Here is a 23554-nt window from a genome sequence, read left to right on the forward strand (position 1 = left end):
TCCTATTTACTTGCTTTATCAATTGCGCTTTGGATGCTTGATTGTGGGGCATAGCCTGGAATGACCGTTGTATTTTGTGCATTAGCACCACTAACAGGCATAACGATAATCGCAGGTGTGCCCTGAATACCAAGTTCTTTCAAGCCAAGCTGCATATCTTGATCGATATTTTCAGTCACTTTTTTCGCTTTGATCAGCGTTTGTGCTTTATCAAGATCAACACCAGCATTTTGCGCTGCCTTTTTGATTTCCTCAATCGTTAATTTACCTTCATCGTCGCCTGTGGCAAAAACAGCATTATGATATTTCAAATAGCCTTCAGATCCTTTAAGCATATAAGTTGCAATGCCCATTTCAGCACCATATTGTGAAGAATCCCAACGCTTACCAAAAATTGGGAATTCTTTAAAGACATATTTCACATTAGGATTATTGTCCATAATTTTTTCCATTACAGGAGCGATTTTACTACAGAACATGCAGTTATAATCAAAAAACTCAATCACAGCAACTTTTGCATCTTTTGGTCCCACAACTGGTGTTTGAGGGTTGTTTAAAAGCATTTTTGTGTTGTCTAAAACAGCTGCGACTTGTTTTTGCTGTTGCTTTGCCATTAATTGCTGCTGGAAATTTTGCATGATTTGCTGCATTTTCTGCATATCAAACTTGCCATCTTTTCCTTGAGATCCTGCTTCAAACCCAGCAAGTAATTGCGCTTCATCCAATGTTGCACCCTGGCTTTTTAGCTGTGCAACAACATTGCCACCAACGCTATAGCCAAGCGTGTAGCTTACTTTGCTTAGTAATGATTCGCTATCTGTTGTGGCTTCTGGTGATTTTGCCGATGCGGTGTTGCTGGTGCTGACTTGTGCTGAGCCTGCGTCTTTTTGAGCATCTTTTGACTTTTGATCGCCATTAGAGCCGCTGCAACCGGCAAGGGCAACAGATAACATAGCTGTTGCCATCGCACCAAACAAAATTTTCTTTGATGTTTTCATATAAGACACTCCATCTTTAATAAAAGGTATTTAAACGTAAAATTGATGACAGTAAAGCATGTCAGGAATGTGGATGTAATCCATCGTAAACCTTGCATGCTTAAAGTCATGAATAAATTATGAGTTCGTGTTGTCACTATCTGTTTGTGTTGCAGTCACAGCTTTTGCTGCGGCATTAGCATCTGTTTTACTATCACCTGCTTGCTTCATTGCATCTTTTGCTTTATCTGCTGCTTTTTGTGCTTCTTCTTGTGCTGCTTGCTTGGCTTTCATTTTTGCTTCCATTTGCTTTTGGAAAGTTTGCATTGATTTTTCCATTTCATCCTGGCTTAGTGTGGGTTTTTCACCGGTTGTGCCAGCTTTGAATCCTGCTTGAAGCTGAGTTTGATCTAAATTAACATCTTGTTGTTTTAGCTGCTCAGTCATGTTCTTGCCAATGGAGTAACCAATGGTATAACTGGCATCTGCGTTGTTGTCGCTGTTATCTGCTTTTACCATTGCAGCAGGTTGCGTTTTCTGCATTGTCTTATCCATTGTGTTGCTGTTCGTATCAGCAAATACACTACCACTGATACCTGCTAAGATAAGCGCGCTTAGGCTGATTTTTGTCAAATTTTTCATGTTTTCTCCATTGTTATATATTGGTCAGTTTACCCGTCCAGCTTAAACAAGCAATGCTGAAAGAACAAGGGGTTTACAGTGAAAAATTATAATTTCTGAACCAAAATCCATGGTTTAACGATATTTGCCCAAAGTACCGTATTGTTTTTATACCACTTCTTTGCCTGTGTATCGCTAACGGGTAAAATAAGGTTATCATTAAGCCATTGGGTGACTTTTGGCATATTATCATGTGCAATGTGTGTTGCAGCTTCAACAAGATCAAGTTTCTTGTCCACGAATAAGACTTTTCCAGCAGCAAAAAAGCGCTGTAACTCATGCCAGTGGACTTTTGCTGTTTCATAATTGATTTTTGTTGTTAATTCACTTTTATTCATATTGTTGTGCCTCAATCTCAGAGAGTGCCTCCCAGTCATGATATTTTCTCTCGACACTTTTCATCAGTGCGGTTAACTGATCTTGCACTTGTTTAATAACAGCAGGATCTTGCTGATAAAATGTGCTATTTGCCATCTCTTGTTGCAATTGCTCGATTTGGCTTTCTAATTGTTCAATTTCATCAGGCAGTGTTTCTAAGGCTTTTTTCTGTGCAAAACTTAATTTAATTTTGCGACTTTTGTTTGTCTGTGATGCATGTTTTTTTTCTGCCTGTTTAACAGAAAGCTCAGAATTTATCTCAACAGAAGGTCTCTGAGAAAGCCAGTCATCATAGCCACCGACGTATTCAGATAAGTGCCCATTACTCTCAAAGACAATGGTGCTTGTGACTAAATTATTGATAAATGCACGATCATGGCTGACTAACAATATCGTGCCGGTATACTCAGTAAGAAAGCTCTCGAGAACTTCTAATGTCTCAATATCTAAGTCGTTTGTTGGCTCGTCCATTACCAGGACATTACTTGGTTTGGCGAGTAATTTCGCCAGTAACAAGCGGTTTTTTTCACCACCAGAAAGCGAAGATACAGGGCTTTGCAGGCGTGCTGGTGAAAATAAAAAGTTCTTTAAATAACCTACGGCATGCACTTTTTGCCCGTTAATATCCAAGTAATCGCTGCCTTCGGTTACATTTTCAATAACAGATAGTTTGTTGTTGAGGCTTTGGCGCAGCTGATCAAAATAAGCAATTTGTAATGTGTTGCCGTGAAAGACGTCACCAGTTGTTGGTGGGATAACCTTAAGAAGTGTTTGCAACAAGGTTGATTTACCGCACCCATTGTTACCAATAATGCCAATTTTATCACCGCGATGAATCTCACAAGAGAAGTCTTTAAATAAAAAGCGTGTTTGATATTTAAAAGAGATATTATCCGCGCGAATGACAACTTTCGCTGATTTTTGTGTAACATTGCCCTGAATAGCTGCTTGACCTTGTTGCTGGCGGCGTTCCTTTCGTTGTTCACGCATTGCTTTTAAGGCGCGAACACGACCTTCATTACGCGTGCGTCTGGCTTTAATGCCTTGACGAATCCAGGCTTCTTCATCAGCAAGCTTCTTATCAAATAATGCCTGTTGCTGTGCCTCTGCAGCAAGGTGATTTTCTTTTTGTTTTAGAAAGTTGGTATAATCACCTGGGAAATTCAAAAGTTTACCGCGATCAAGCTCAATAATATCTGTGGCAACTTTCTCAAGAAACATTCGATCATGTGTAATAAATAACACGCTTCCTTTAAATTGTTTTAAAAGACCTTCAAGCCAGGTGATCGAGTCGATATCCAAGTGGTTTGTTGGCTCATCCAGCAATAGCAAATCAGGTTTTTTTACCAAGGCCTGTGCCAGTAATACGCGCCTTTTCATTCCACCTGAAAGCGTGTGAAAGTCTGCTTTTGGATCAAGGTTGAGCTTGGATAAGACAATATCAGCATCGTTTTGTTTTTGCCAGGCATCTGCCTGATCAATTTGCTTTTGCAAATCCGCAAGTTTTTGCATCTTTTCATCACTATCAAGTGACTGGTTTAACAGCTTGTTATAAGCAATAATACTGTGGCCAATATCACCTAAACCTTGCAAGGTAACTTCAAAGACATTGCCAAAAATATTTTCAGGCACAACCTGGTTAAGCCAAGCAACAGTTGCATTATTGTGAATAATGACCTCGCCATTATCTGGCGGTATTTGTCCTTGGATGACCTGAAACAAAGAGGACTTTCCCATGCCGTTTCTGCCAATTAAGCAGATGCGTTTGTTTTCAGGGATGTCAAAGCTTATGTTGTCAAGTAGCTGATGGTGACCAAACCTTAGTTCAAGGTTACGAAGTGAGATAATAGACATAAAGGGATAGTGTGTCCGTTAGTATGCGTGATCAGTAGGTTCAATTAAATAATTTTATTCATCTCAGCCAAAGAGCCTGAGCTTAAATCTCGGCCAATTGGCATGCCAAGGCGTCTGCTGATAAAGCTTGCTGAAAAAATACCGCGGATAACCAGCTTGTGTTTGGCGTTGGTCTCATATACAAGGATATGGTCGATTTTTTTCTCATGCAATAAGCGGGCAATATGCCCAACACATGCATCTTTTACCGCATTATAGTCAAGCAAGGGTAAAATATCGCTTGCTGCCATAAGCATATTTACCGTGACATCTTTGGTATGTATGTCATGTTGACGTGCTATTTGAGTTCGGTAGATACCTTGTACACGTGCAGCATTGATAAGGCCGACGACCTGATCTTCATCGTTAATAACCAAAAGGGCGCGCACCTGCTCTTTTTGCATTTGCGCTAAGGCATCATCCGCACGCGCGTCTTTATGAATAATGCGTGGACGCTTGGTATGAAAGTCTGCCAGTACATCTAAAGCAGGTGTCTCCAATGAGATAACATCCATCGTATCCGGGTGAAAATAAGGAAGTACAGGTTTGTTTTCAGTGTGGGTTGGCAAGAGTTTATATTCTTTGAACATCATCGCTTTTATTCCTGTTGTATGTTAGTACTATTAGTGTAAACCTCTGGCTTAGCCTTTGCAAATATGGGTGAACCAGATAAAAGGCTTAAGATAATAAACAATAAACTTATAAAAACAAATGGATATATTCCATATTGCATCCAGAAAGTTTGACCAGCCATTGGTGTGATCTTTCCACTTAAGATGCTTTGTTTGTTACGTGGTAGTTGCGCAATCACTTGTCCTTTTGGATTGATGATAAGTGATACGCCATTATTGGTCGATTGTACGACAAAGCGTCCTGTTTCGATTGCACGCATTTGCGCAATCTGTGCATGTTGCCACGGTGCTAATGAATTACCAAACCAGGCATCATCACTGATAATAGCGATCAAGTGCGCATTTTGCAGTTGTGCACGTACTTCAAATGGATATGCACTTTCATAGCAAATAAATAAAGCGACCAGAACACCATCCATATCTAACAGGGGTTGTATTTCCTGACCCTTGGTAAAGCTTGACATCGGGATATTAAAATATTGCATAAAAGGTGATAGAAGATACTCAAAAGGGTAATATTCACCAAAAGGCACCAGGTGGTGTTTGTAATAATGTCCATAACCATTGCCATAGACAAATGCGGAATTAAAATACTGCGATTTTGCATTCACATCGACTGTCCCGACAAGAACAGCACTATCTTGTGCTTTGGCCATCTCATCAACTGCTTTTAAGTAAGAGGTAATATAAGGTTTAAACGTTGGGATTGAATTTTCTGACCAGAAAATCAAATCAGCCGGGTTGTTTCTTGTGACTTGATAGTAATAACGCATAATATGTTGTAAGCGTGTTGGATCCCATTTTTGGTATTCCACGTAATTACCTTGAATAATGCGCACCGTTTTACTTTTGCCAACTGGGTGTGTCCAGGTGATTTTATTGATAAATATGCCAGCAATAATGGGTATAACGGCAAGGGTAATACTCAAAATAAGTGTTGTTTTGTTTATTCTTTGAATGCGTTGGTTTTTAAATTGCTTGAATTGAAGCAATATTTCACTTAAGCAAACACTGATTAAACAGACGATAAAGCTTACAAGGTAAACCCCGCCAATGCTGGCATAGCTTGCTAAAAAACTATCTGTTTGTGTGTAACCTAAAAGCACCCACGGAAAGCCGGTAAAAAGCTTTGTTCTGGCAAGCTCAATAACACCCCATGCAACAGGGTAAATAAGCATCCGTTGTATGGGTGTCTTCGCAATAGCCGAAAGCAAAACAAATATAATAAAAAATAAACTTAAGATAATGATAAATAAGGCGGTTAAAAGTATGCCAAGGGTGCTGGATTGACTGAATGTTGAAATACTGACATAAACCCAGGATACGCTGGTGGCAAAAAAGCCGATGCCATAGACATAGCCCAATAAAGTCTTTCGTTTTAAATTTTGCGCAATATTTAATAGATAAAAAAAGCTACAAAGCGATACAAAGGCGGCAAGCGGGTAATTAATCGGTGCAAAAGCGCAGGTTAATAATGCCCCAGCTAAAAAGCTCAGCAGTAAATGAAGTGATTTATGATGCATTGTCGTAAAGTGGTTTTACCGTAAGGGTTAATACGCGACGTTCATCAGCGGCACTTACACGGAATAAAAATTTATCAATCGTGATCTCTTCACCGACCTTAGGTAAGTGTTCAAGTGTGTTGACAACAAGCCCGCCAATGGTGTCGACTTCATCGTCATCAATATCACTGTCAAAAAAGTCGTTAAAATCACCAATTTCGGTTAACGCATCAACACTGTATTGTTCATCATCGATAGGGCGAATTTGTGTTTCTTCTTCATCAAACTCATCTTCAATATCCCCAACGATTTCTTCCAGGATATCTTCAATCGTAATTAAGCCTGAAATAACGCCATATTCATCTACGACAATCGCCAGGTGGTTGTGGCTTGATTTAAACTCACGCAATAAGGCATCGAGCTTCTTGCTTTCTGGTACAAAAATAGCTGGCCGTAAGATGCTGCGAATAAGTTCACTTGTTAAGCGATTATTTTCCACTTCAATCTTGAGCAGATCTTTGGTGTGAAGGATACCAACAATATCCTCACGGTTTTTGGCAAAAACAGGGAAACGTGTGTGTGAAGCATTGGTAACAGCTTCTAATATTGCATCACCTGACATGCCAATATGTATCGTTGCCATTTGTGTTCTTGGGATCATGATATCACGGACTTGTGATGAGGCAACATTTAATACGCCCTTAATCATATCACGCGATTCAGCATCGATCGTGCCTTTTTTAACCGCTAGATTAACAAGCGTTAAAAACTCAGCAGGTGAGTGAGGCATTAAGATATTGGCAGCGATTTTTTCAAGCCAGGACTGGGTGACTTCATCAGTGGTGTTTTTGGTATTCTTATCATCCATCGTTATTTATTTCTCAACATATGGGTTGTCAATATTTAATTGGGCCAAAAGTTTAATTTCAATATTCTCCATGATTTCAGCATCATCTTCTTTTATATGATCATAGCCGAATAAATGCAGTATGCCATGTATTGTGATATGACACCAGTGATGTTGGAGCGGTTTTTTTTGCGTTTCTGCCTCTTTTAATAAGATTTCAGGGCAAATGATAAGATCACCTACAAAATGTTGCATTTGTGTTTTTGGTAAACCAGGTGGCGCTTCAAAGGGAAATGAGAGGATATTGGTTGGTTTATCTTTATGACGATAGGTATTGTTAATCGCTTGTATCTCATCTTCGGTGGCAATATTAATACTGATCTGGCAGGTTGATTCGCCTTGTAATTGCAAAACTAAAGCAATCCAGTTTTCAAAATCTGATTTCTCAGGTATGACCAGATTATGTGGGTTGTAAAGATCAATCTCAATATTCATACAGGTTTATAAGTACTCTGGACTGTGAGTTTGTTCATAGTGCTCATAAGCAGAAACAACGCGTTGAACAATAGGGTGGCGAACCACATCAATTGTTTCAAAAAAGGTCATGCTAATACCATCAATGCCGGAGAGCACCTCAATGGCATGTCTTAATCCAGGGGTAATGCCTTTAGGCAGATCGACCTGTGTAATGTCTCCAGTGACAATCGCCGTTGAGTTAAAGCCAATGCGCGTTAAAAACATCTTCATCTGCTCTTTTGTCGTATTTTGGCTTTCATCTAAGATAATAAATGCATCATTAATCGTGCGGCCTCGCATATAAGCAAGCGGGGCGATTTCAATAATCTGCTTTTCAATAAGCTTTGTAACACGCTCAACGCCCATTAAATCATACAAGGCATCATACATGGGACGAAGATAAGGGTCGACCTTTTGTGCCAGATCTCCTGGGAGGAAGCCTAATTTCTCGCCAGCTTCAACCGCAGGTCGGACAAGGACCAGGCGTTTGACAAGTCCCTTTTCAAATGCAGCCACCGCGCAGGCCATTGCAAGGTACGTTTTTCCAGTTCCAGCAGGGCCAATACCAAAATTAATATCATTATCCTGAATGCGTCGAAGGTAGCGCTCTTGATTAATTGTTCTGGGATTAATGGCGCGCTCTTTGATCATCAATTGAAATTCAGCAACAAATTTCTCCTTGTGATCGCTTTTATTCTCGGTTGCAATACTATGAAGCGCCATATTTAAATCCTTGTTGTTAAGTTCTAAACCTGGATCTTTAACAAGCTTATGATGCAGATCCTGAATAAAGTGTTGTGCTTCATTGATTGCGGTTTTAGGCCCAACGATGCGAAATTGATTGCCACGTTGAATGATTTCAACGGCTAAGTATTTCTCAATCAGGCGCAGGTTTTCATTTAAATCACCACAAAGCTTTGATAATAAATGATTATTGTCTGATTCCAGGGTAAATTGTAACGACTTCATAAGCTAGACGAGTTCTCCGCGTAGTGAATGTGGGTTGGCTTGTGTTATTTTAACATTGACAAGCTGTCCAATTAAACTGGAATCACCACTAAAATTCACAATCCGGTTATTTTCCGTGCGTGCGGCTAAAATCTGATCGTCTTTTTTAGATACGCCCTCGACCAAAACAGGTTGGATGCTGCCAACCATTTGACGGCTGATCACCATCGCATTGTGATTTAACTGCTCCTGGAGGCGTTTTAAGCGCTCCTTTTTAATCTCAATGGGTGTATCATCAGGCAGGTTTGCCGCAGGGGTGCCTGGACGCTTGCTGTAAATAAAGCTAAAGGATTGGTCAAAATTAACGTCTTTGACAAGATCCATAAGCTTGTTGAAGTCTTCTTCGGTTTCACCTGGAAAGCCCACGATAAAATCAGATGAGATCGTGATATCCGGGCGGATTTTTCTAAGCTTACGGATTTTTTGTTTAAATTCCAAAATAGTGTGATTACGTTTCATTGCGGTAAGTATTCTATCAGAGCCATGTTGTACAGGCAGATGCAGGTGATTGGCAAGCTTAGGTACTTCAGCATAGGCATTGATCAGATTATCAGAGAACTCAACTGGATGTGATGTGGTAAAGCGAATACGCTCAACACCATCAATCTCAGCAATAAAGTGAATTAAAAGGGCTAAATCAGCTGTTTCACCCGAGGCCATTTTGCCAAGGTAATGATTGACATTCTGGCCTAAAAGGGTGATTTCTTTTACCCCTTGTTCAGCCAATAAAGCGCATTCTGCCAGCACATCCTCAAAGGGGCGATTAACCTCAGGGCCACGTGTGTACGGCACGATACAATAAGAGCAATATTTATCACAACCTTCCATAATTGATACAAATGCTTTAGCACCTTCAGCTTTAGGTTCAGGCAAATAATCAAATTTTTCAACTTCAGGAAAAGAGATATCAACCTGTGATGTTTGCGTTGTCTGCTTTTTCTTAATAAGTTCAGGCAAGCGGTGAATGGTCTGTGGCCCAAAGACAATATCAACAAAAGGGGCGCGCTTAATAATGTTTTCACCTTCTTGCGAAGCAACACAGCCGCCAACACCAATGACAAGCTCGGGTTTATTGTTTTTAAGCTTCTTCCAGCGACCTAATTCATGAAAGACTTTTTCCTGAGCCTTTTCACGGATCGAGCAGGTGTTGATTAAAATAATGTCTGCCTCGGTGAAATCCTCAGTTTTGGTGGTATTAAAGTGCGCCTGTAAAACTTCATTCATACGTGATGAATCATACTCGTTCATCTGGCAACCCAAAGTTTTGATAAAAACCTTTTTATTTGGCTTGTTTAATACGTGAGTATGCTGGTGTATGTTATCTGTTTCTGGCGTTGTTGTTTGTGACATGTTTTACCTTTTAATTCTTTTATAATACTTTTGCCATCAAAAATGGCCTAATTCATAAACCTGGGCTTATTTTAGCCAAAAAAACAACGTTCGCCTAACTTTTTTTGTGAGAAATTGTTGAATTGGTTTTCTTGGTAACTGATGTTACGCATGATTGTGATTTCAATATATTGTGAAATGTGTCCGAAAAAAGCAATAAATCGTCTTAACTTTTATAATAAGCCATTTATTTGATTGCTAGAATACAGGTGTGTTCAAAAGCAAATAATATGGTGCAATAATATGGAGATTGATTATAAAATAGGGCAGACGACCTTAAGTGTCAATAATCACCAGGTATTAAAAGGCACGTTTACTTACTTTTCTGCATTAACGCGATCTTTTGTAGATCAGGTAAAAAAGGGTGAAATCCCAATGGATGAATTGGTGAATGCATATGTTTTTTCTTGTCAGAATGTTAAAGATGCAAATCAAGTAACGTTTAATATCTTCCAGCAAATGTCTGTAGCAACAAGTTTTGAGATCATCCTGCTTGATGAATTTTTATATCATGATGATTTATATGTTGGTAAACTTCTTTTTGCCGGCATGGTGATTTTATTTTACCAGGATATAACTATATTGCAGAAGGTGGCTGATATCAATAAACTTGTGCATATTTTACAAACAGAATATCTAAGTTATGATGGTCTGTTTGCAGCAATTATTGCGCGTGCGCTTTATCATATTCACAAAATAACCCCTGTGTTAGATGCGGATAAAGTTGATGCAGTAAAAAGCGTAGCACAAGAGGTGTCTTTTTATCCTGTTGATGCAAAGCAAAATCCTTTTGCAGCGGTTTTTAATATTCAGCTTGGGCGCACTGAGCTTATTCAATGCAATGGTCTTACTTTAACAAAAGGCAGTGTTGCCCGTTTGGTAGATGCCATTAATCTTGCCAAATCAGAAAACAAACCTGATCTTGATCACATATTTGGGCTTATTGATGCGGCAATGCCAACATTATTGGCGCCAAATTTCAGTTTTTTTAGATTTTTCAGCAACCCTGTTTCATGGACAAAAGATGATAATATTGCAAAACTCTATGCATTTGGCTGTTATTTGGTATCGATTGCAGCAATAAAAACCAATGATGATTTTTATACAAAGGGGCATGAATTATGGATAAATGCGGTTAAGCAGTTAAGTGAAGCTTTATCATCGAGGATTATGTTACAGGTTGAAAATCGTCAGAGAAATGCTTGCCAACAAATCACCAGTAAGTAAGGTAAATAATGATCTTGCACTTGCTGAGAATGCTCGATAAGATAATGGCAGGTGTAAATTAAAGCATGATGATACCTTCATGGCAAAGATTTTAGTCGTCGATGATGAGGCGCCTATTCGGCAAATGCTTGATATCGCACTGGTAAAAAACGGATTTTCAGTGACTTTGGCTGAGCATGGTAAAGAAGCATTACAGCAATTAAAATCAGATGCCGATATCGATTTAATTCTTTTGGATTGGATGTTGCCTGATATGAGTGGCATTCATCTGCTAACGCATATTCGCGGGCAGGCAGATTTAAAGCAAAAACCGGTCATGATGCTCACAGCCAAAGCCCAAGAAGACAACATCGTGCGTGGCTTTAGTATGGGGGCGGATGATTATATTACCAAACCTTTTTCACCAAAAGAGTTAATCGCAAGGATTCATGCGGTATTAAAGCGTACAAAGACTATAAAACATAAGCATTTACAGTTTAAAAAGCTGTATTTTGATCTAGAAGGCAGACGTCTGTTATATGATAAAAATACGGTAAAATGCGGACGTTTGGAATTTAATCTGCTGGTTTACTTTGTGAAAAATATCAACAAGACTTTATCGCGCGAACATCTTTTGAATAATGTCTGGCCACCGCAAAAGGATGTAACAGAAAGAACGGTTGATGTCCATGTCAGGCGTGTAAGACAGCTTCTTTTGAATTTTGGTTATGATCATTATATTCGCTCGGTACGTGGAGAAGGATATCAAATGGTTAGTGAGCTGTTATGATAGATGATATAAGCGTTGCTGATACCGGTCTTTTTTGGGCAAAGACATTTGCCAAAGGTATTAGTGATGCGGTACTGGTGGTTGATGCAAAAGGCACACTGCTTTGGTTTAATCATGCGGCAAAGAAATTTTTTCAATTAACCAAAACGGATAATGGTGAGAGCGTTGCGGTTATCTTTGAATCACCTGTTATTGATGAATATTTGACACAGCAGAAAGTAAGTACTTTAGAGCTGCCATTACCTGAAAAACCTGATCAGGTGTTATCGATGGTGCTTATTCCTTATGGTGCGCACTTTTTATTGATTGGACAGGATGCGGCTTATCGTCATCATATCGATCGGATGCGTCAGGATTTTGTCGCTAATGTCTCTCATGAAATGCGGACCCCGTTAACGGTTATTGCCGGTTATTTGGAGATGATTTCTGCAGAGGTAAGTGATGCGCTGCCACACTGGGCGCCTTATATGACACAGATGCAGCAGCAGATGACCCGTTTAGAAGAGCTTTTAGAGGAGCTTTTATTATTGTCTAAGCTTCAAAGCCATGAAGTCGATGACAGCAAGCTTCAAATGGTGGATGTGCCTTTATTGCTTCAAGGGTTGATTGAGGATGCAAAGCGTTTAAGTGATAGCAGACATACATTTTCTTCGAAGATCGAGCAAGGCTTATTGTTGCGTGGCAATGAAAAGGAGCTAAAAAGCTGCTTTGGTAATTTACTCACTAATGCTGTGCGTTACTCACCTGATGGTGGCAGAATTGATGTAGTCTGGTATAAAGATAAAACAGGCAAACATTTTTATGTGAAAGATCAAGGAATCGGTGTGGCACAAAAGCATATCCCTCGATTAACAGAGCGTTTTTATCGAGTGGATAAGGGGCGCTCACGCCAAACCGGTGGAACAGGGCTTGGTTTGTCAATCGTCAAACATGTGCTAATTCGGCATAAGGCGGTATTATATATCCAAAGTGAGCTTGGACAAGGCAGCTTATTTCGTTGTGATTTTAACGCATGATGTGTTAGTATCTATGAATGAGTACAGATCAATATAAGTGAGTTAATATGCAGCTAAAAACGCGCTATGGAAGCTTTGGTGGGTGTTATGCGCCTGAAAGCTTGATTCCGATTTTACAAGAGATCGAACAAGGATTTATTGAGGCTCAGCAAGATGAGCATTTCCAGGCTGAATTTCATCGACTCTTACAGGATTATGCAGGTAGGCCAACGCCTGTTACACATGCAAAGAACTTATCCTCAGAATACGGTTTTGAACTTTATTTAAAGCGTGAAGATCTGTTGCATGGTGGTGCACATAAAACCAATAATACCATCGGTCAATTATTGCTTGCCAGGCATTTAGGGAAAAAGCGCATTATTGCGGAGACAGGTGCCGGTCAACATGGTGTGGCAACCGCAATGACAGGCGCCATGCTTGGCTTTGATGTTGAGATTTATATGGGATCTGTTGATGTTGTCAGACAAAAAAGTAACGTTGAACGTATGAAGCTTTTTGGCGCAAAGGTTCACAGCGTTTCATCCGGTAGTAGCACGCTAAAAGATGCCATTAATGAGGCAATGCGTGACTGGATTGCAAATGCTGAAAATACGTATTATTGTTTTGGAACCGCAGCAGGCCCACACCCTTTTCCAGCACTGGTGCGTTATTTTCAAGCCATTATTGGTCAGGAAGCTAAAAAACAGATGTTACTACAGACACAACATTTGCCAGATGCTGTAATTGCCTGTGTTGGTGGTGGCAGCAATGCCATTGGTATTTTCTCTGCCTTTTTAGATGAACAAAGCGTGAAAATCTATGGTGCTGAAGCCGCGGGCAAGGGGGTTGAGACGGATAAGCATGCAGCGACATTAAATAAAGGCCAGGCTGGTGTTTTCCATGGCATGCATTCTTTGTTTTTACAAGATAAGGATGGACAGATTACAGAGCCTTATTCAATATCAGCAGGACTTGATTATCCAGGGATTGGGCCTGAGCATGCTTTTTTGCAGCAGACAAAGCGTGTACAATATCATGGTATTACTGACAACAAAGCCATTGATGCTTTTGAGCAATTATCGAAAAAGGAAGGGATTATCCCGGCACTTGAGTCAGCACATGCCGTGGCGTTGGCTTTAAGGTTATCTCAAGATGTTTTATCCGCTAAGCGCGTATTGGTAAATTTATCAGGTCGTGGCGATAAAGATTTACATAGTTATTTTGCATATAAAAAGGGGCTGGCAAATGAATCGATTTGAAAAATTATTCGCGCAAAAGAATAAAAAGATTTTTGTCCCTTTTTTTACCTTAGGTGATCCTGATTTTGATCAAAGCTTTTTTTTAATTAAAAGTGCGATTGATGCAGGCGCTGATGCTTTAGAGCTTGGGTTTGCTTTTTCAGATCCAATTGCTGATGGGCCAACCAATCAACGATCAATGCAAAGAGCGCTTAAAAGTGGGATGAGCTTTGATCGCAGTATTGCGTTATTGCAAAAAATTCGCCAATACAATAAAACAATTCCAATTGGCTTGTTATTGTATTACAACCTTTTATTTAGCCAAGGTGAGCGTGCTTATGAGAAGCTTTCACAGGTCGGCGTTGATGGTGTTGTTTGTGCAGATTTGCCCTTTGATGAGGCAACGGCACATTTAGCGTTATTAAAAAAGTACGATATTGGTGCGGTACAAATGATCGCACCTAATGCTGATGATCAACGGGTAAAGCAGTTAGCGCAAAATAGCAGTGCTTTTAATTATGTACTAAGTGGATTTGGCACAACCGGGACAAAAAAGGAAGTTGCCCAAGAAACTATTGATCGGGTCAAACATCTAAGTAAACTAATCGATCAGCCAATAATTGTCGGCTTTGGCATTTCTTCACCGGCACATGTCAGAAAAATCTGGCAGGCGGGTGCTGATGGTGCTATTGTTGGCAGTTTTTTTTCATCGATTATTGAAGCAAACCTTGATAATATAGCTCAGGCAGCAACACAAATCAGCGAATTTATTAAGGATGTTAAAAACACATGCATTATTCAGTCCTCTTAGATGAATCAATTGATGCGTTATCGGTTAAATCAGATGGTATTTATATCGATGGGACTTTTGGTCGTGGTGGACATACAAAGGCGTTATTAAAAAAACTATCTGATAAGGGACGCCTTATCGCTTTTGATCGCGATCCTAACGCAGTAAATTATGCAAAATCACATTTTACCCAGGATAATTTCTCCATCATACATGCACCGTTTTCATCAATGAAAGATTACTGCCAGCGACATGGGCTTTTAGGTAAAATCGATGGTGTCTTACTTGATCTTGGGGTTTCTTCACCACAGCTTGATGAAGCTGTGCGCGGATTTAGTTTTTCAAAAGAAGGCCCCTTAGATATGCGTATGGATCCAACACAAGGCATCCCTGCAAGTGAGGTTTTAATTACACACGATGAGCAAGCGCTTGCCGATATTTTTCGTACCTATGGTGAGGAAAAACATGCATGGAAGATTGCCTGTGCGATTAAAAAACATTTGGATGATGGGCAGACTTTAACAAGCACGACTGAGTTGGCGGATTTGATTTATCAGAGCATTGGTAAAAGAGAAAAAAAACACCCAGCAACACGTTGTTTTCAAGCATTACGCATTTATGTGAATCAAGAGCTTGAGGAGTTGAAAAAGGCATTGGGGGATATGCTGGAGATTTTGGCACCTAAAGGGCGCTTGAGTATTATAAGCTTCCACTCACTTGAAGATCGAATTGTAAAAAGATTTATGGTGGGCAATATTCAAGGTGAGCAAAAAAATTTGCCTCGGCACTTGCCTTTAGTGAATACCTTTAAACCTAAATTTAAATGGATCATCAAAAAAGCTAAAGCAGACAGCAATGAGCTCGATGAAAATATACGCTCAAGAAGTGCTATTTTAAGAGCAGTGGAGAAAATCGCATGACGATGACGCGTGCTGAGGTTCGTGCCAAACTTTTCCAATCACTGTTTAAGAGTATTTTTGACACCAAAGTCATGATTGCCTTTGCGTTTTGTATCATATTGATTGCTTCGGCTTTTATGGTGGTTGTTGTAAAATACCAATATAAAGTCTTATTGGATAAAGAGCAGAAGCTTTATTATCAACAAGAAGATTTACGCGATCAATGGACACAAATTTTAATTGAACACAGCACATTAGCCTCACCCACCAATATTGAACATTTTGCCGAGAAAAACAACATGCATTTACCTGGTGTGAAAGAGATTAAAACAATACAGGTTGATAATTTATGAGCAAAGCATGGCGCTATTTTTTTATCTTATTTGTCTTAATTATTGCCATTGGTATCGTTGTCTTTAAGCTTATTCATATGCAGAGTGTTGAGCATGAAAGGCTTGCAAAAGAAGGGCAAAATCGTTCACAAAGAACAACAATAAGCCGCGCCTATCGTGGGATGATTTTGGACCGAGAAGGTAAACCTTTGGCTATTAGCACTCCGGTTGATTCTATTTGGGCTGACCCTTATTTTGTTTCTGCTGATGATCCAAAGTTGCTTACGCTTTTAGATAAGCTTGACTTATCAAGTGCCGATAAAATGGAGATTTTAGCACGGATTAAAAAAGGTCAAGGCAGAAGTGGATTTGTGTATATTAAAAGGCAAGTCTCGCCTTTTGTTGCATCAGAAATCCAGCAGATGAATATTAAAGGTATACATCTTGATCGAGAGTTTAAACGTTATTATCCTGATGCCGAGATTACCGCACACGTTGTGGGCTTTACCAATATTGATGGTAAGGGCCAAGAAGGTGTTGAGCTTCAATATGACAAGGCTTTAACAGGCAAAGATGGTAAGCGCTCTATCCATCGCGATTTAAAAGGCGGGGTGGCAAGAAAAAATGAAGACGATCAGATCGTTAAACATGGGCAGGATATCTATTTAAGTATTGATCGAAAGGTGCAGTATATTGCCTATAAATATCTTAAAGAAGGTGTTATAGAGAATAATGCCGCTGCAGGTTCTGCCGTTATTGTAAATGTACATACCGGTGAGGTCTTGGCGATGGTGAACTACCCTTCATACAATCCCAACAATCTCCAAAATGCAACAGCCGATAAACGCCGAAATCGTGTATTAACCGATGTATATGAACCAGGCTCTGTGATGAAACCATTTGCTGCTGTTGCTGGATTAAAAAGTGGCAAATATGATGTGGATACTGTGATTGATACATCACCTGGTTTTTATCGTTTAAATGGGCGCACAGTGCGCGATTTTCGCAATTATGGCGAAATGGATTTACGGCATATTTTAATGAAGTCTTCCAATGTGGGGATTTCTCGAATGGTTTTATCCTTACCTGCGAATGATTTAGCTGATACCATGCGTGAGTTTGGTTTTGGGCGTATTACGGGTATTGCTTTTCCTGGTGAGCGTTCTGGTTTTGTGCCAAGTCCGCGTAAATGGGGTGAGTTTCCACTGGCAACCTTATCATTTGGTTATGGAATGAATGCAACGGCTTTACAAATTGCTCAAGCCTATGCAGCCATTGCCAATGGTGGCAAGCTTATTCATCCAACCCTATTGCGCCATGATCCACAAATCCCAACACAAGGCTATCCTGTAATTGATAAAGACATCTCAGCTAAAATGCTTGATATGTTGACATCTGTTGTTGAAGGCCTTGGCGGTACTGCTTCAAAAGCACGGCTTTCTCGCTATCATGTTGCAGGCAAGACAGGCACGGTAAGAAAGGCAGTTGCCGGAGGTTATGCAACCGATAGTTATATGGCAACCTTTGTGGGGATCGTACCTTCATCTGATCCACAGTTTGTGATTGTGGTGGTGATCGATGATCCAAAAGGTCAGGCCTATGGTGGTGGTTCGGCTGCCGCCCCTGTTTTTACTGAGATTGCCGCGCATGTGTTAAGCATGTTAGGTGTCCCACCAGATAAAAAGTAACTTTGACTTTTTCAATTGCTTTTTTACAGCGAATTGCCTAGTATTGTGCCCATTGCATTTTTTATCAAAATACAAAATGAAATTTAAACTATTAACAACCAGCAACAAGGCGCGCCGTGGTGAGATTCATTTCAAACGTGGCATCGTTGAAACCCCGGCCTTTATGCCAGTAGGTACTTACGGTGCGGTGAAATCTTTAAGCCCGGATGATGTCAAAAATACAGGGGCGCAGATTTTATTGGGCAATACCTTTCATTTATGGCTTAGACCTGGCACAGATATTATCAAATTACATGGTGATCTGCATGATTTTATGCAGTGGCAAGGCCCGATCTTAACCGATTCAGGTGGTTTCCAGGTATTTAGTTTGGGTCAATTAAGAAAGCTTACTGAAGAAGGGGTAACGTTTCGCTCACCCTTAGATGGCGCCAAAGTCTTTCTTGATCCGGAAAAATCAATGCAAATCCAGCGTGATCTAGGCTCAGATATCGTGATGTGTTTTGATGAATGTACACCATATCCTGCGACGGAGCTTGAAGCCAAAAAATCCATGGAGCTGTCAATGCGCTGGGCAAAGCGAAGTAAAATTGCCCATGGTGATAATCCAGCAGCATTATTTGGGATTATTCAAGGCGGGATGTATACGCACTTACGTGATCAATCACTTGCCGCTTTAACAGAGATTGGCTTTGATGGTTATGCCATTGGCGGGTTATCGGTTGGTGAACCAAAATCAGAAATGATTCGTATTTTAGATCACACAGCACATCAGATGCCACAGGATAAACCACGATATTTAATGGGAGTTGGGAAGCCTGAAGATCTGGTTGAAGGTGTCAGGCGCGGTGTGGATATGTTTGATTGTGTGCTGCCTTCACGCAATGCACGAAATGGCCATTTGTTTGTCAAAGAAGGTGTGGTAAGAATTCGCAATAGTCGCTATAAGACAGATACAACAAAGCTTGATGAAAGCTGTGAATGTTATACCTGTCAGAATTTCTCAAAAGCGTATCTTCATCATTTGGATAAGACAAAAGAAGGGTTAGGTGCACGATTAAACACGATTCATAATATTACCTATTTTCAAAATTTAATGAAAGGGATTAGAAAATCTTTGGATGAAGGATATTTTGATGCCTTTGTTAATGCGTTTTATGCAGATATCGGCAAGGATGTGCCAGTTTTAGCCACAACCTTTTAGGTTTTCTGCAATTGGATCAGTCTTTGCATACGGCCCCAACCGTTATTGCTTAGGAATAACCTTTACGTGGACAGCCGCCAGGCGGCTGTGACGGGTGAGGTGCTTATAGCCAAAGGATAATAGCCTTCGTCATCATCGCCTGGCGGGGATCCACGTGATTATCGTTGGGTGCTCAAGGAGGTTATGGCCAAAATCAAAGGCGTTCCTTATCAAAGAACCGTCATCATTGCTTGGCGATGATCCTCGTGAAAAGCGTTGTTTATTTTTATCTAATCACATCAATTTAGGGTTGAGTAACTCTATATCGGTTACACCTTGGACATTGTGAAAGCTTAATTCCTCTGTGTTTAGGCTAGCTTCTTCAACAAGCCCGACAATAGATGCTGGAATCAAGTCTAAGTCAAAAACAATATCGCCGTGTTGGTGAAATGCTGTTACGGCGATATCAGGCCTTTCCTCTAAAAATGCATCCGGCAGGTATTGAAGGGCAAAAGGTGTTTGTTTGACAGCGGCAATAGCAATTTCTGGATGGGCTTCTATAAATTCAGCTAAATATTTAATGGCCAATCCATTTTGTGTGACAGCTAGCATTGCAATATCAGGGTTGTTTGCAATTAAATCATAAGAGAAATACTGAATAGCAAACCCATTGTTTTGAAGTGCAGCCTTAGCAATATCTAGATTGGTTTTAAGGTTTTCTGCCAGATAAGCTGCAGCATATTTATTATCTCTTAATCGATAGATTGCGCGTGCGATATCATAAAGCGTGTTTCTTTCTGCATGATGGGTATGAAGCAGTTGCAAGTCTTCTTCATTCTCAAGTGGCTGATTATTGATAATCTGTAACATGGCGATAATACATCGGTTCATCATGCTTCGATCTATATCCTGCAACATTAGATTAGCAGTATAGCTCAGTCCACTTTCTTCTATAAGCTTTTTCCATGAATGGCTTTTAAGAAAAGTAAGATAAATATCATGTGCATGATGGTTTTCATCTTTAGGTGACAGGCTTTGCAATGCAACACATGATGAATTATGTCCATCAAAGGGTAAAAGCGCAAAGATTTGTGCGGCTGCATTTGGGTCAAATAATGGGTGCTGATATAATTTCATGACTGCATTTGGTTTATCTTTCATAAGCGCTCCTTGGCATAAACTGAATGCGTCTATGCTAAGTTATTTCTGTCATAGTGGCTACTTGGTAAATTTATTTCGGACGAAATGATGGTAGATAAAATCTGGTGTCCCGAGCAGGAATCGAACCTGCATCTAGCCCTTAGGAGGGGCTTGTTCTATCCGTTGAACTATCAGGACATGGCCGTCATTGTAGCATTTTTTATCTAAAAACCAATAATCAAACGGCGTTAATTGGTTTTTTAGCGGACTTTTTTCTCAATGAGTTCAATCTGATAGCCATTTGGGTCTTTTACAAAGGCAATAATGCTTGTGCCACCTTTAACAGGGCCAGCAGGGCGTGTGACAATTCCGCCTTTATTTTGAATCATTTCACAAGCCTTATAAACATCATCGACTTCAATGCATAAATGTCCAAAGGCATCACCGTGATCATAGCTTTTTGTATCCCAGTTATACGTGAGCTCAAGGGCGGTAACGGCGTTGATATCATCGCCATAGCCCATAAAAGCTAATGTATAACGATAAGCTTCGTTTTGTGTCTTTTTCAATACATTCATTTTGAAAATATCATGATAAAAATTGATCGATTCATCTAAGTCATTTACGCGAATCATAACATGGGCAAGGCGCATATGATCATCCTTTTTATTTAGCGGTTTTTCTTGAGAGGAAGTTTTATCATGGATAATGTTTTATGTAAAGCATTGTGTGCAATTGTGCTACATAAATAGCCGCCTAGCGGCTGTGACGAAGTTTGTTAGTATTGGATAGGATTAAGGATTAATATCAGTTACGATTACCGGCAAACATGCCTAAGAATTGTAAGATCGTTAAGAATATGTTTAAGATGGAGACATAGATGGTGACGGTTGCCACGATATAATTGGTCTCCCCACCGCGAACGATTTGATTGGTTTGCCATAAGATAAAGCCGCCTGAGATAAAGGCAATAATGACAGAAAGCGCTAAATATAAGGCTGGCATTTGCAAGAATAAGTTTACAACGATTGCAACCAAGGCAACCAATGCGCCAATACCAAGAAAAGAACCTAGACGTGAGAAATCACGATTAGGATTAAGTGCGATGGCGGATAGGCCTAAGAAGATCGCACCTGTGGCACCAAGTGACATCATAATAAGCTCAGAGCCGTTTGAGAAGGCAGTGATGTAAAAGTTTAAAATAGGCCCCAATGTCCAGCCTAAAAAGCCGGTTAATGCAAAGGTGAGCACTAACCCCATTGGACTGTTTCTTGTGGCTTGAACACCAAAAAGCAGGCCAAAGTAGATAATAAGTGTTAAAATTGGGCTTATCACCGGTGCGCCAACGGCCATGGACCATCCAGCTGTTAAAGCACTAAATACCAAAGTCAGTGATAATAGAAGATAGGTGTTTCTAAGCACTTTATTGGCTTGAATCACCGAAGTGCTGCTGCGTTGATCAATAACGCGTGCACCGGGTTGTTTTTTATAGTCAAAGGGGCTATTCATGTCTTCTCCTTATCGTGGTTATAATCATTTTGTTCATAGCGTATTTATTGCTTAATAGTATATGGGGGAAGTTGCTAAAAAAGCAAGAGCTGATGGCTTAAATTTAAGCACTTTATAGGTGTTTCTTCCATATGTTTGCCGTGAGGTAGATAATGCCTGTGAGTATCAAGGTCAAGATAAATAACCCACCATATAAGTAACTCAACGCGGTGTATTGCTGTGTAAAATCCTTGGAGATAATATTTATCTGTTGATTGATCATGTTGGCAAGGCTGCCAAGTGCTGCAGTGATAACAAAGAAAAACCCCATAACAATCGCTTCATATTTTCGTGGGGCAAACTTGCCAACCATTGCATAGTATAAAGGAAGTAGAAGGACTTTAGCTGCCGAATTTAGCATAACCATGGCCAATAATAAATAGCTTGTCGTATTATAATAATGTAAGCGCTGAAGCCAAAAGCCAATAAATAGCAATAAGCAGACAATGCTTGAGAGCAAAAGTGCAAGGCCAACCATTTTAATCAGACGAATAACATGCTGCTTTTGCTTGTTTTTATTCCATAAAATAGCAGAGATAATGCCGATGGCAAAAACAAGAATGATGTTGGCCTCAAACATAAAGTCAGCCGAAAGGGTTTGTGTTCCTGTGAAACCATAATTATTACCAAACAGTTTGACATAATCGATAAAGATAATCAGGACGTTTTTATCAATAAACCAAAAAAAACAGCTAAAAAATAACAACACCAACAAAGCAATATTACGCTTTTTTTGTGCAAGGTCTTTTTCAAGATAAGTGTAAAGCACCATAAATCCCAGGCAGATAAGACTAACCAAAATGGTTGTAATCTGTAAGATAAAAAGATAAGCCAAAAAATAATCCAGAAGGCTTGATAAGATAACCAGAATAAAGATTACGGTATAGGTGGATGGCTCATACTTAGGGTTAATCCGATCAATAACGCTGATATGAAGTCTCGTGTTTGAGGTGATAAAAATCAGTGTTGCAATAAGGCTTAATACCGCCATGATAATAAACAGGGTTTGATAGCCTAATACGTTCACAAACAAATCTATGGTGATAATGGCAAGGGCTGCACCTAATACACTGCCCATGTATACAAGGGTGAAACCCGCATGCCTTCTTGGATCATCCTGTGTGTATAAAAAGCTTAGTGTGGTAAATAGATTAGGTGCAGCAAGACCAAGCCCGATAATATAAGCAGAAAATCCAATCAGTGCCAGGTTGTTAAAAGATAAAACGATTAAACCGGCAAAGGCATACATCATACCGATCACGACAGAGCGCTTATAACCGATATTAAAGCCTAATAATCCACCGATAATGCCAGAAAAACCAAACAAAAACAGATTGATATACAGATTTAAATCAGCGTGCTGCAAAGACAGGGGCAAATAAGGTGCGGTTTGGTTACTGTAATCATCAAAACAGATCATCACCGTGGTAACACCCATTGTGAATAAGATATTGGTAATAAGAATAACCCACATGCCAAAGGGCTGTTTGGTATTTAAACGCAGTTTTTTTGCTTTTCGTTGCATTGCTGTTGTTTTTATTTTCATGTTGCTTTCATTATGGCAAGAAACCTTGATTAGGTCTATACCGATACTTGGTTTTCATCCCATCCTTTGTCATCCTGCTATGTGTATTGTCAAGCGACAGGCCAAAAGAAATTCTCCGTTTAATCTAAAGGCTGATAACGGTCCTTACTTTACCTTGCAATACACTCTTAAACCTATTGACACAATGACAACGTTTTTAAACCTTTATAGGCCAATCTGCTATTCGTGGTTATGGCCGTAACCATACGCACAAGTTGTCCATTCGATATATAAAAGTGCGTGCCCCAAACTCGCAAACGTGGCTGCTTAAAGCAAAATCCACAGGGATGACTACGAGGTCACGCATAACTCATTTTCGCATCAGTGGTTTCAGTTTTCA

Annotated in this window: 23 protein-coding genes and 1 tRNA gene; 9 read left to right on the plus strand and 15 right to left on the minus strand. The window is 39.9% G+C overall.

Annotation, left to right across the window (positions count from 1 at the left end):
- Positions 1-2: 2 nt before the first annotated feature.
- The 10 genes from DNK84_RS03985 to miaB form a co-directional block, all read right to left on the minus strand.
- Positions 3-998, minus strand: a complete 996-nt coding sequence (locus DNK84_RS03985) for a thioredoxin domain-containing protein (RefSeq protein ID WP_119343276.1) — start codon at positions 996-998, stop codon at positions 3-5.
- A 117-nt stretch (positions 999-1115) separates the two neighbouring features.
- Positions 1116-1619 (minus strand): FKBP-type peptidyl-prolyl cis-trans isomerase N-terminal domain-containing protein, encoded by a 504-nt coding sequence (locus DNK84_RS03990; RefSeq protein WP_119343277.1) that lies wholly within the window; start codon positions 1617-1619, stop codon positions 1116-1118.
- A gap of 86 nt (positions 1620-1705) precedes the next feature.
- Positions 1706-1996 (minus strand): DUF2288 domain-containing protein, encoded by a 291-nt coding sequence (locus tag DNK84_RS03995; RefSeq protein ID WP_119343278.1) that lies wholly within the window; start codon positions 1994-1996, stop codon positions 1706-1708.
- The gene (abc-f, locus tag DNK84_RS04000; protein WP_119343279.1) at positions 1989-3890 is read right to left on the minus strand and encodes a ribosomal protection-like ABC-F family protein; all 1902 of its coding nucleotides are present in this window, start codon (positions 3888-3890) and stop codon (positions 1989-1991) included. The genes DNK84_RS03995 and abc-f overlap by 8 nt, the downstream gene beginning before the upstream one ends.
- A 44-nt stretch (positions 3891-3934) precedes the next feature.
- A complete protein-coding gene (locus DNK84_RS04005) occupies positions 3935-4522 on the minus strand; it encodes a CBS domain-containing protein (protein ID WP_119343280.1) in 588 nt (195 codons plus the stop codon).
- Between the two features lie 5 nt (positions 4523-4527).
- Positions 4528-6084, minus strand: a complete 1557-nt coding sequence (lnt, locus tag DNK84_RS04010) for an apolipoprotein N-acyltransferase (RefSeq protein ID WP_119343281.1) — start codon at positions 6082-6084, stop codon at positions 4528-4530.
- Positions 6074-6931 (minus strand): transporter associated domain-containing protein, encoded by an 858-nt coding sequence (locus tag DNK84_RS04015; protein WP_119343282.1) that lies wholly within the window; start codon positions 6929-6931, stop codon positions 6074-6076. Before DNK84_RS04015 ends, lnt begins: the two co-directional genes overlap by 11 nt.
- Positions 6932-6937: 6 nt before the next feature.
- On the minus strand, positions 6938-7405 hold the full coding sequence (gene ybeY, locus DNK84_RS04020) for an rRNA maturation RNase YbeY (RefSeq protein WP_119343283.1): 468 nt from the start codon (positions 7403-7405) through the stop codon (positions 6938-6940).
- A gap of 6 nt (positions 7406-7411) precedes the next feature.
- Positions 7412-8395, minus strand: coding sequence for a PhoH family protein (locus DNK84_RS04025; RefSeq protein ID WP_119343284.1), 984 nt, complete (start codon positions 8393-8395; stop codon positions 7412-7414).
- Positions 8396-8398: 3 nt separating this feature from the next.
- Entirely contained in the window at positions 8399-9784 is a 1386-nt protein-coding gene (gene miaB, locus DNK84_RS04030) for a tRNA (N6-isopentenyl adenosine(37)-C2)-methylthiotransferase MiaB (protein ID WP_119343285.1), read from the minus strand.
- 282 nt (positions 9785-10066) lie between these two features.
- On the opposite strand from miaB, the gene DNK84_RS04035 reads away from it, so the two are divergent.
- The 9 genes from DNK84_RS04035 (at position 10067) to tgt (ending at position 18962) form a co-directional block, all read left to right on the plus strand.
- Positions 10067-11050, plus strand: coding sequence for a hypothetical protein (locus DNK84_RS04035; RefSeq protein WP_119343286.1), 984 nt, complete (start codon positions 10067-10069; stop codon positions 11048-11050).
- A 79-nt stretch (positions 11051-11129) separates the two neighbouring features.
- Complete coding sequence (locus tag DNK84_RS04040; RefSeq protein WP_119343287.1) at positions 11130-11819, plus strand: response regulator; 690 nt, start codon at positions 11130-11132, stop codon at positions 11817-11819.
- Positions 11816-12835: a phosphate regulon sensor histidine kinase PhoR gene (phoR, locus tag DNK84_RS04045; RefSeq protein WP_119343288.1), complete on the plus strand. Its 1020-nt coding sequence runs from the start codon at positions 11816-11818 to the stop codon at positions 12833-12835. Before DNK84_RS04040 ends, phoR begins: the two co-directional genes overlap by 4 nt.
- A gap of 47 nt (positions 12836-12882) precedes the next feature.
- Complete coding sequence (gene trpB / locus DNK84_RS04050) at positions 12883-14073, plus strand: tryptophan synthase subunit beta (protein ID WP_119343289.1); 1191 nt, start codon at positions 12883-12885, stop codon at positions 14071-14073.
- Complete coding sequence (gene trpA, locus DNK84_RS04055) at positions 14060-14863, plus strand: tryptophan synthase subunit alpha (protein ID WP_119343290.1); 804 nt, start codon at positions 14060-14062, stop codon at positions 14861-14863. Before trpB ends, trpA begins: the two co-directional genes overlap by 14 nt.
- A complete protein-coding gene (rsmH, locus tag DNK84_RS04060; protein ID WP_119343291.1) occupies positions 14842-15762 on the plus strand; it encodes a 16S rRNA (cytosine(1402)-N(4))-methyltransferase RsmH in 921 nt (306 codons plus the stop codon). Before trpA ends, rsmH begins: the two co-directional genes overlap by 22 nt.
- Entirely contained in the window at positions 15759-16094 is a 336-nt protein-coding gene (ftsL, locus tag DNK84_RS04065) for a cell division protein FtsL (protein ID WP_119343292.1), read from the plus strand. Before rsmH ends, ftsL begins: the two co-directional genes overlap by 4 nt.
- Positions 16091-17761, plus strand: a complete 1671-nt coding sequence (locus tag DNK84_RS04070; protein ID WP_235826816.1) for a peptidoglycan D,D-transpeptidase FtsI family protein — start codon at positions 16091-16093, stop codon at positions 17759-17761. The genes ftsL and DNK84_RS04070 overlap by 4 nt, the downstream gene beginning before the upstream one ends.
- 76 nt (positions 17762-17837) lie before the next feature.
- Complete coding sequence (gene tgt, locus DNK84_RS04075) at positions 17838-18962, plus strand: tRNA guanosine(34) transglycosylase Tgt (protein ID WP_119343293.1); 1125 nt, start codon at positions 17838-17840, stop codon at positions 18960-18962.
- Positions 18963-19235: 273 nt separating this feature from the next.
- Here tgt and DNK84_RS04080 read toward each other — a convergent pair whose 3' ends face one another.
- The 5 genes from DNK84_RS04080 to DNK84_RS04100 form a co-directional block, all read right to left on the minus strand.
- Complete coding sequence (locus DNK84_RS04080; protein WP_119343294.1) at positions 19236-20102, minus strand: DUF4116 domain-containing protein; 867 nt, start codon at positions 20100-20102, stop codon at positions 19236-19238.
- Positions 20103-20204: 102 nt separating this feature from the next.
- Positions 20205-20279, minus strand: a tRNA-Arg gene (locus DNK84_RS04085).
- Positions 20280-20341: 62 nt separating this feature from the next.
- Positions 20342-20734: a lactoylglutathione lyase gene (gene gloA, locus DNK84_RS04090; protein WP_119343295.1), complete on the minus strand. Its 393-nt coding sequence runs from the start codon at positions 20732-20734 to the stop codon at positions 20342-20344.
- Positions 20735-20888: 154 nt separating this feature from the next.
- On the minus strand, positions 20889-21590 hold the full coding sequence (locus tag DNK84_RS04095) for a Bax inhibitor-1/YccA family protein (RefSeq protein ID WP_119343296.1): 702 nt from the start codon (positions 21588-21590) through the stop codon (positions 20889-20891).
- 112 nt (positions 21591-21702) lie between these two features.
- On the minus strand, positions 21703-23175 hold the full coding sequence (locus DNK84_RS04100; protein WP_119343297.1) for an MFS transporter: 1473 nt from the start codon (positions 23173-23175) through the stop codon (positions 21703-21705).
- Between the last annotated feature and the right edge of the window lie 379 nt (positions 23176-23554).

This window comes from Facilibium subflavum (assembly GCF_003574485.1).
In the GTDB taxonomy this organism is placed as follows: Bacteria; Pseudomonadota; Gammaproteobacteria; order Francisellales; family Francisellaceae; genus Facilibium; species Facilibium subflavum.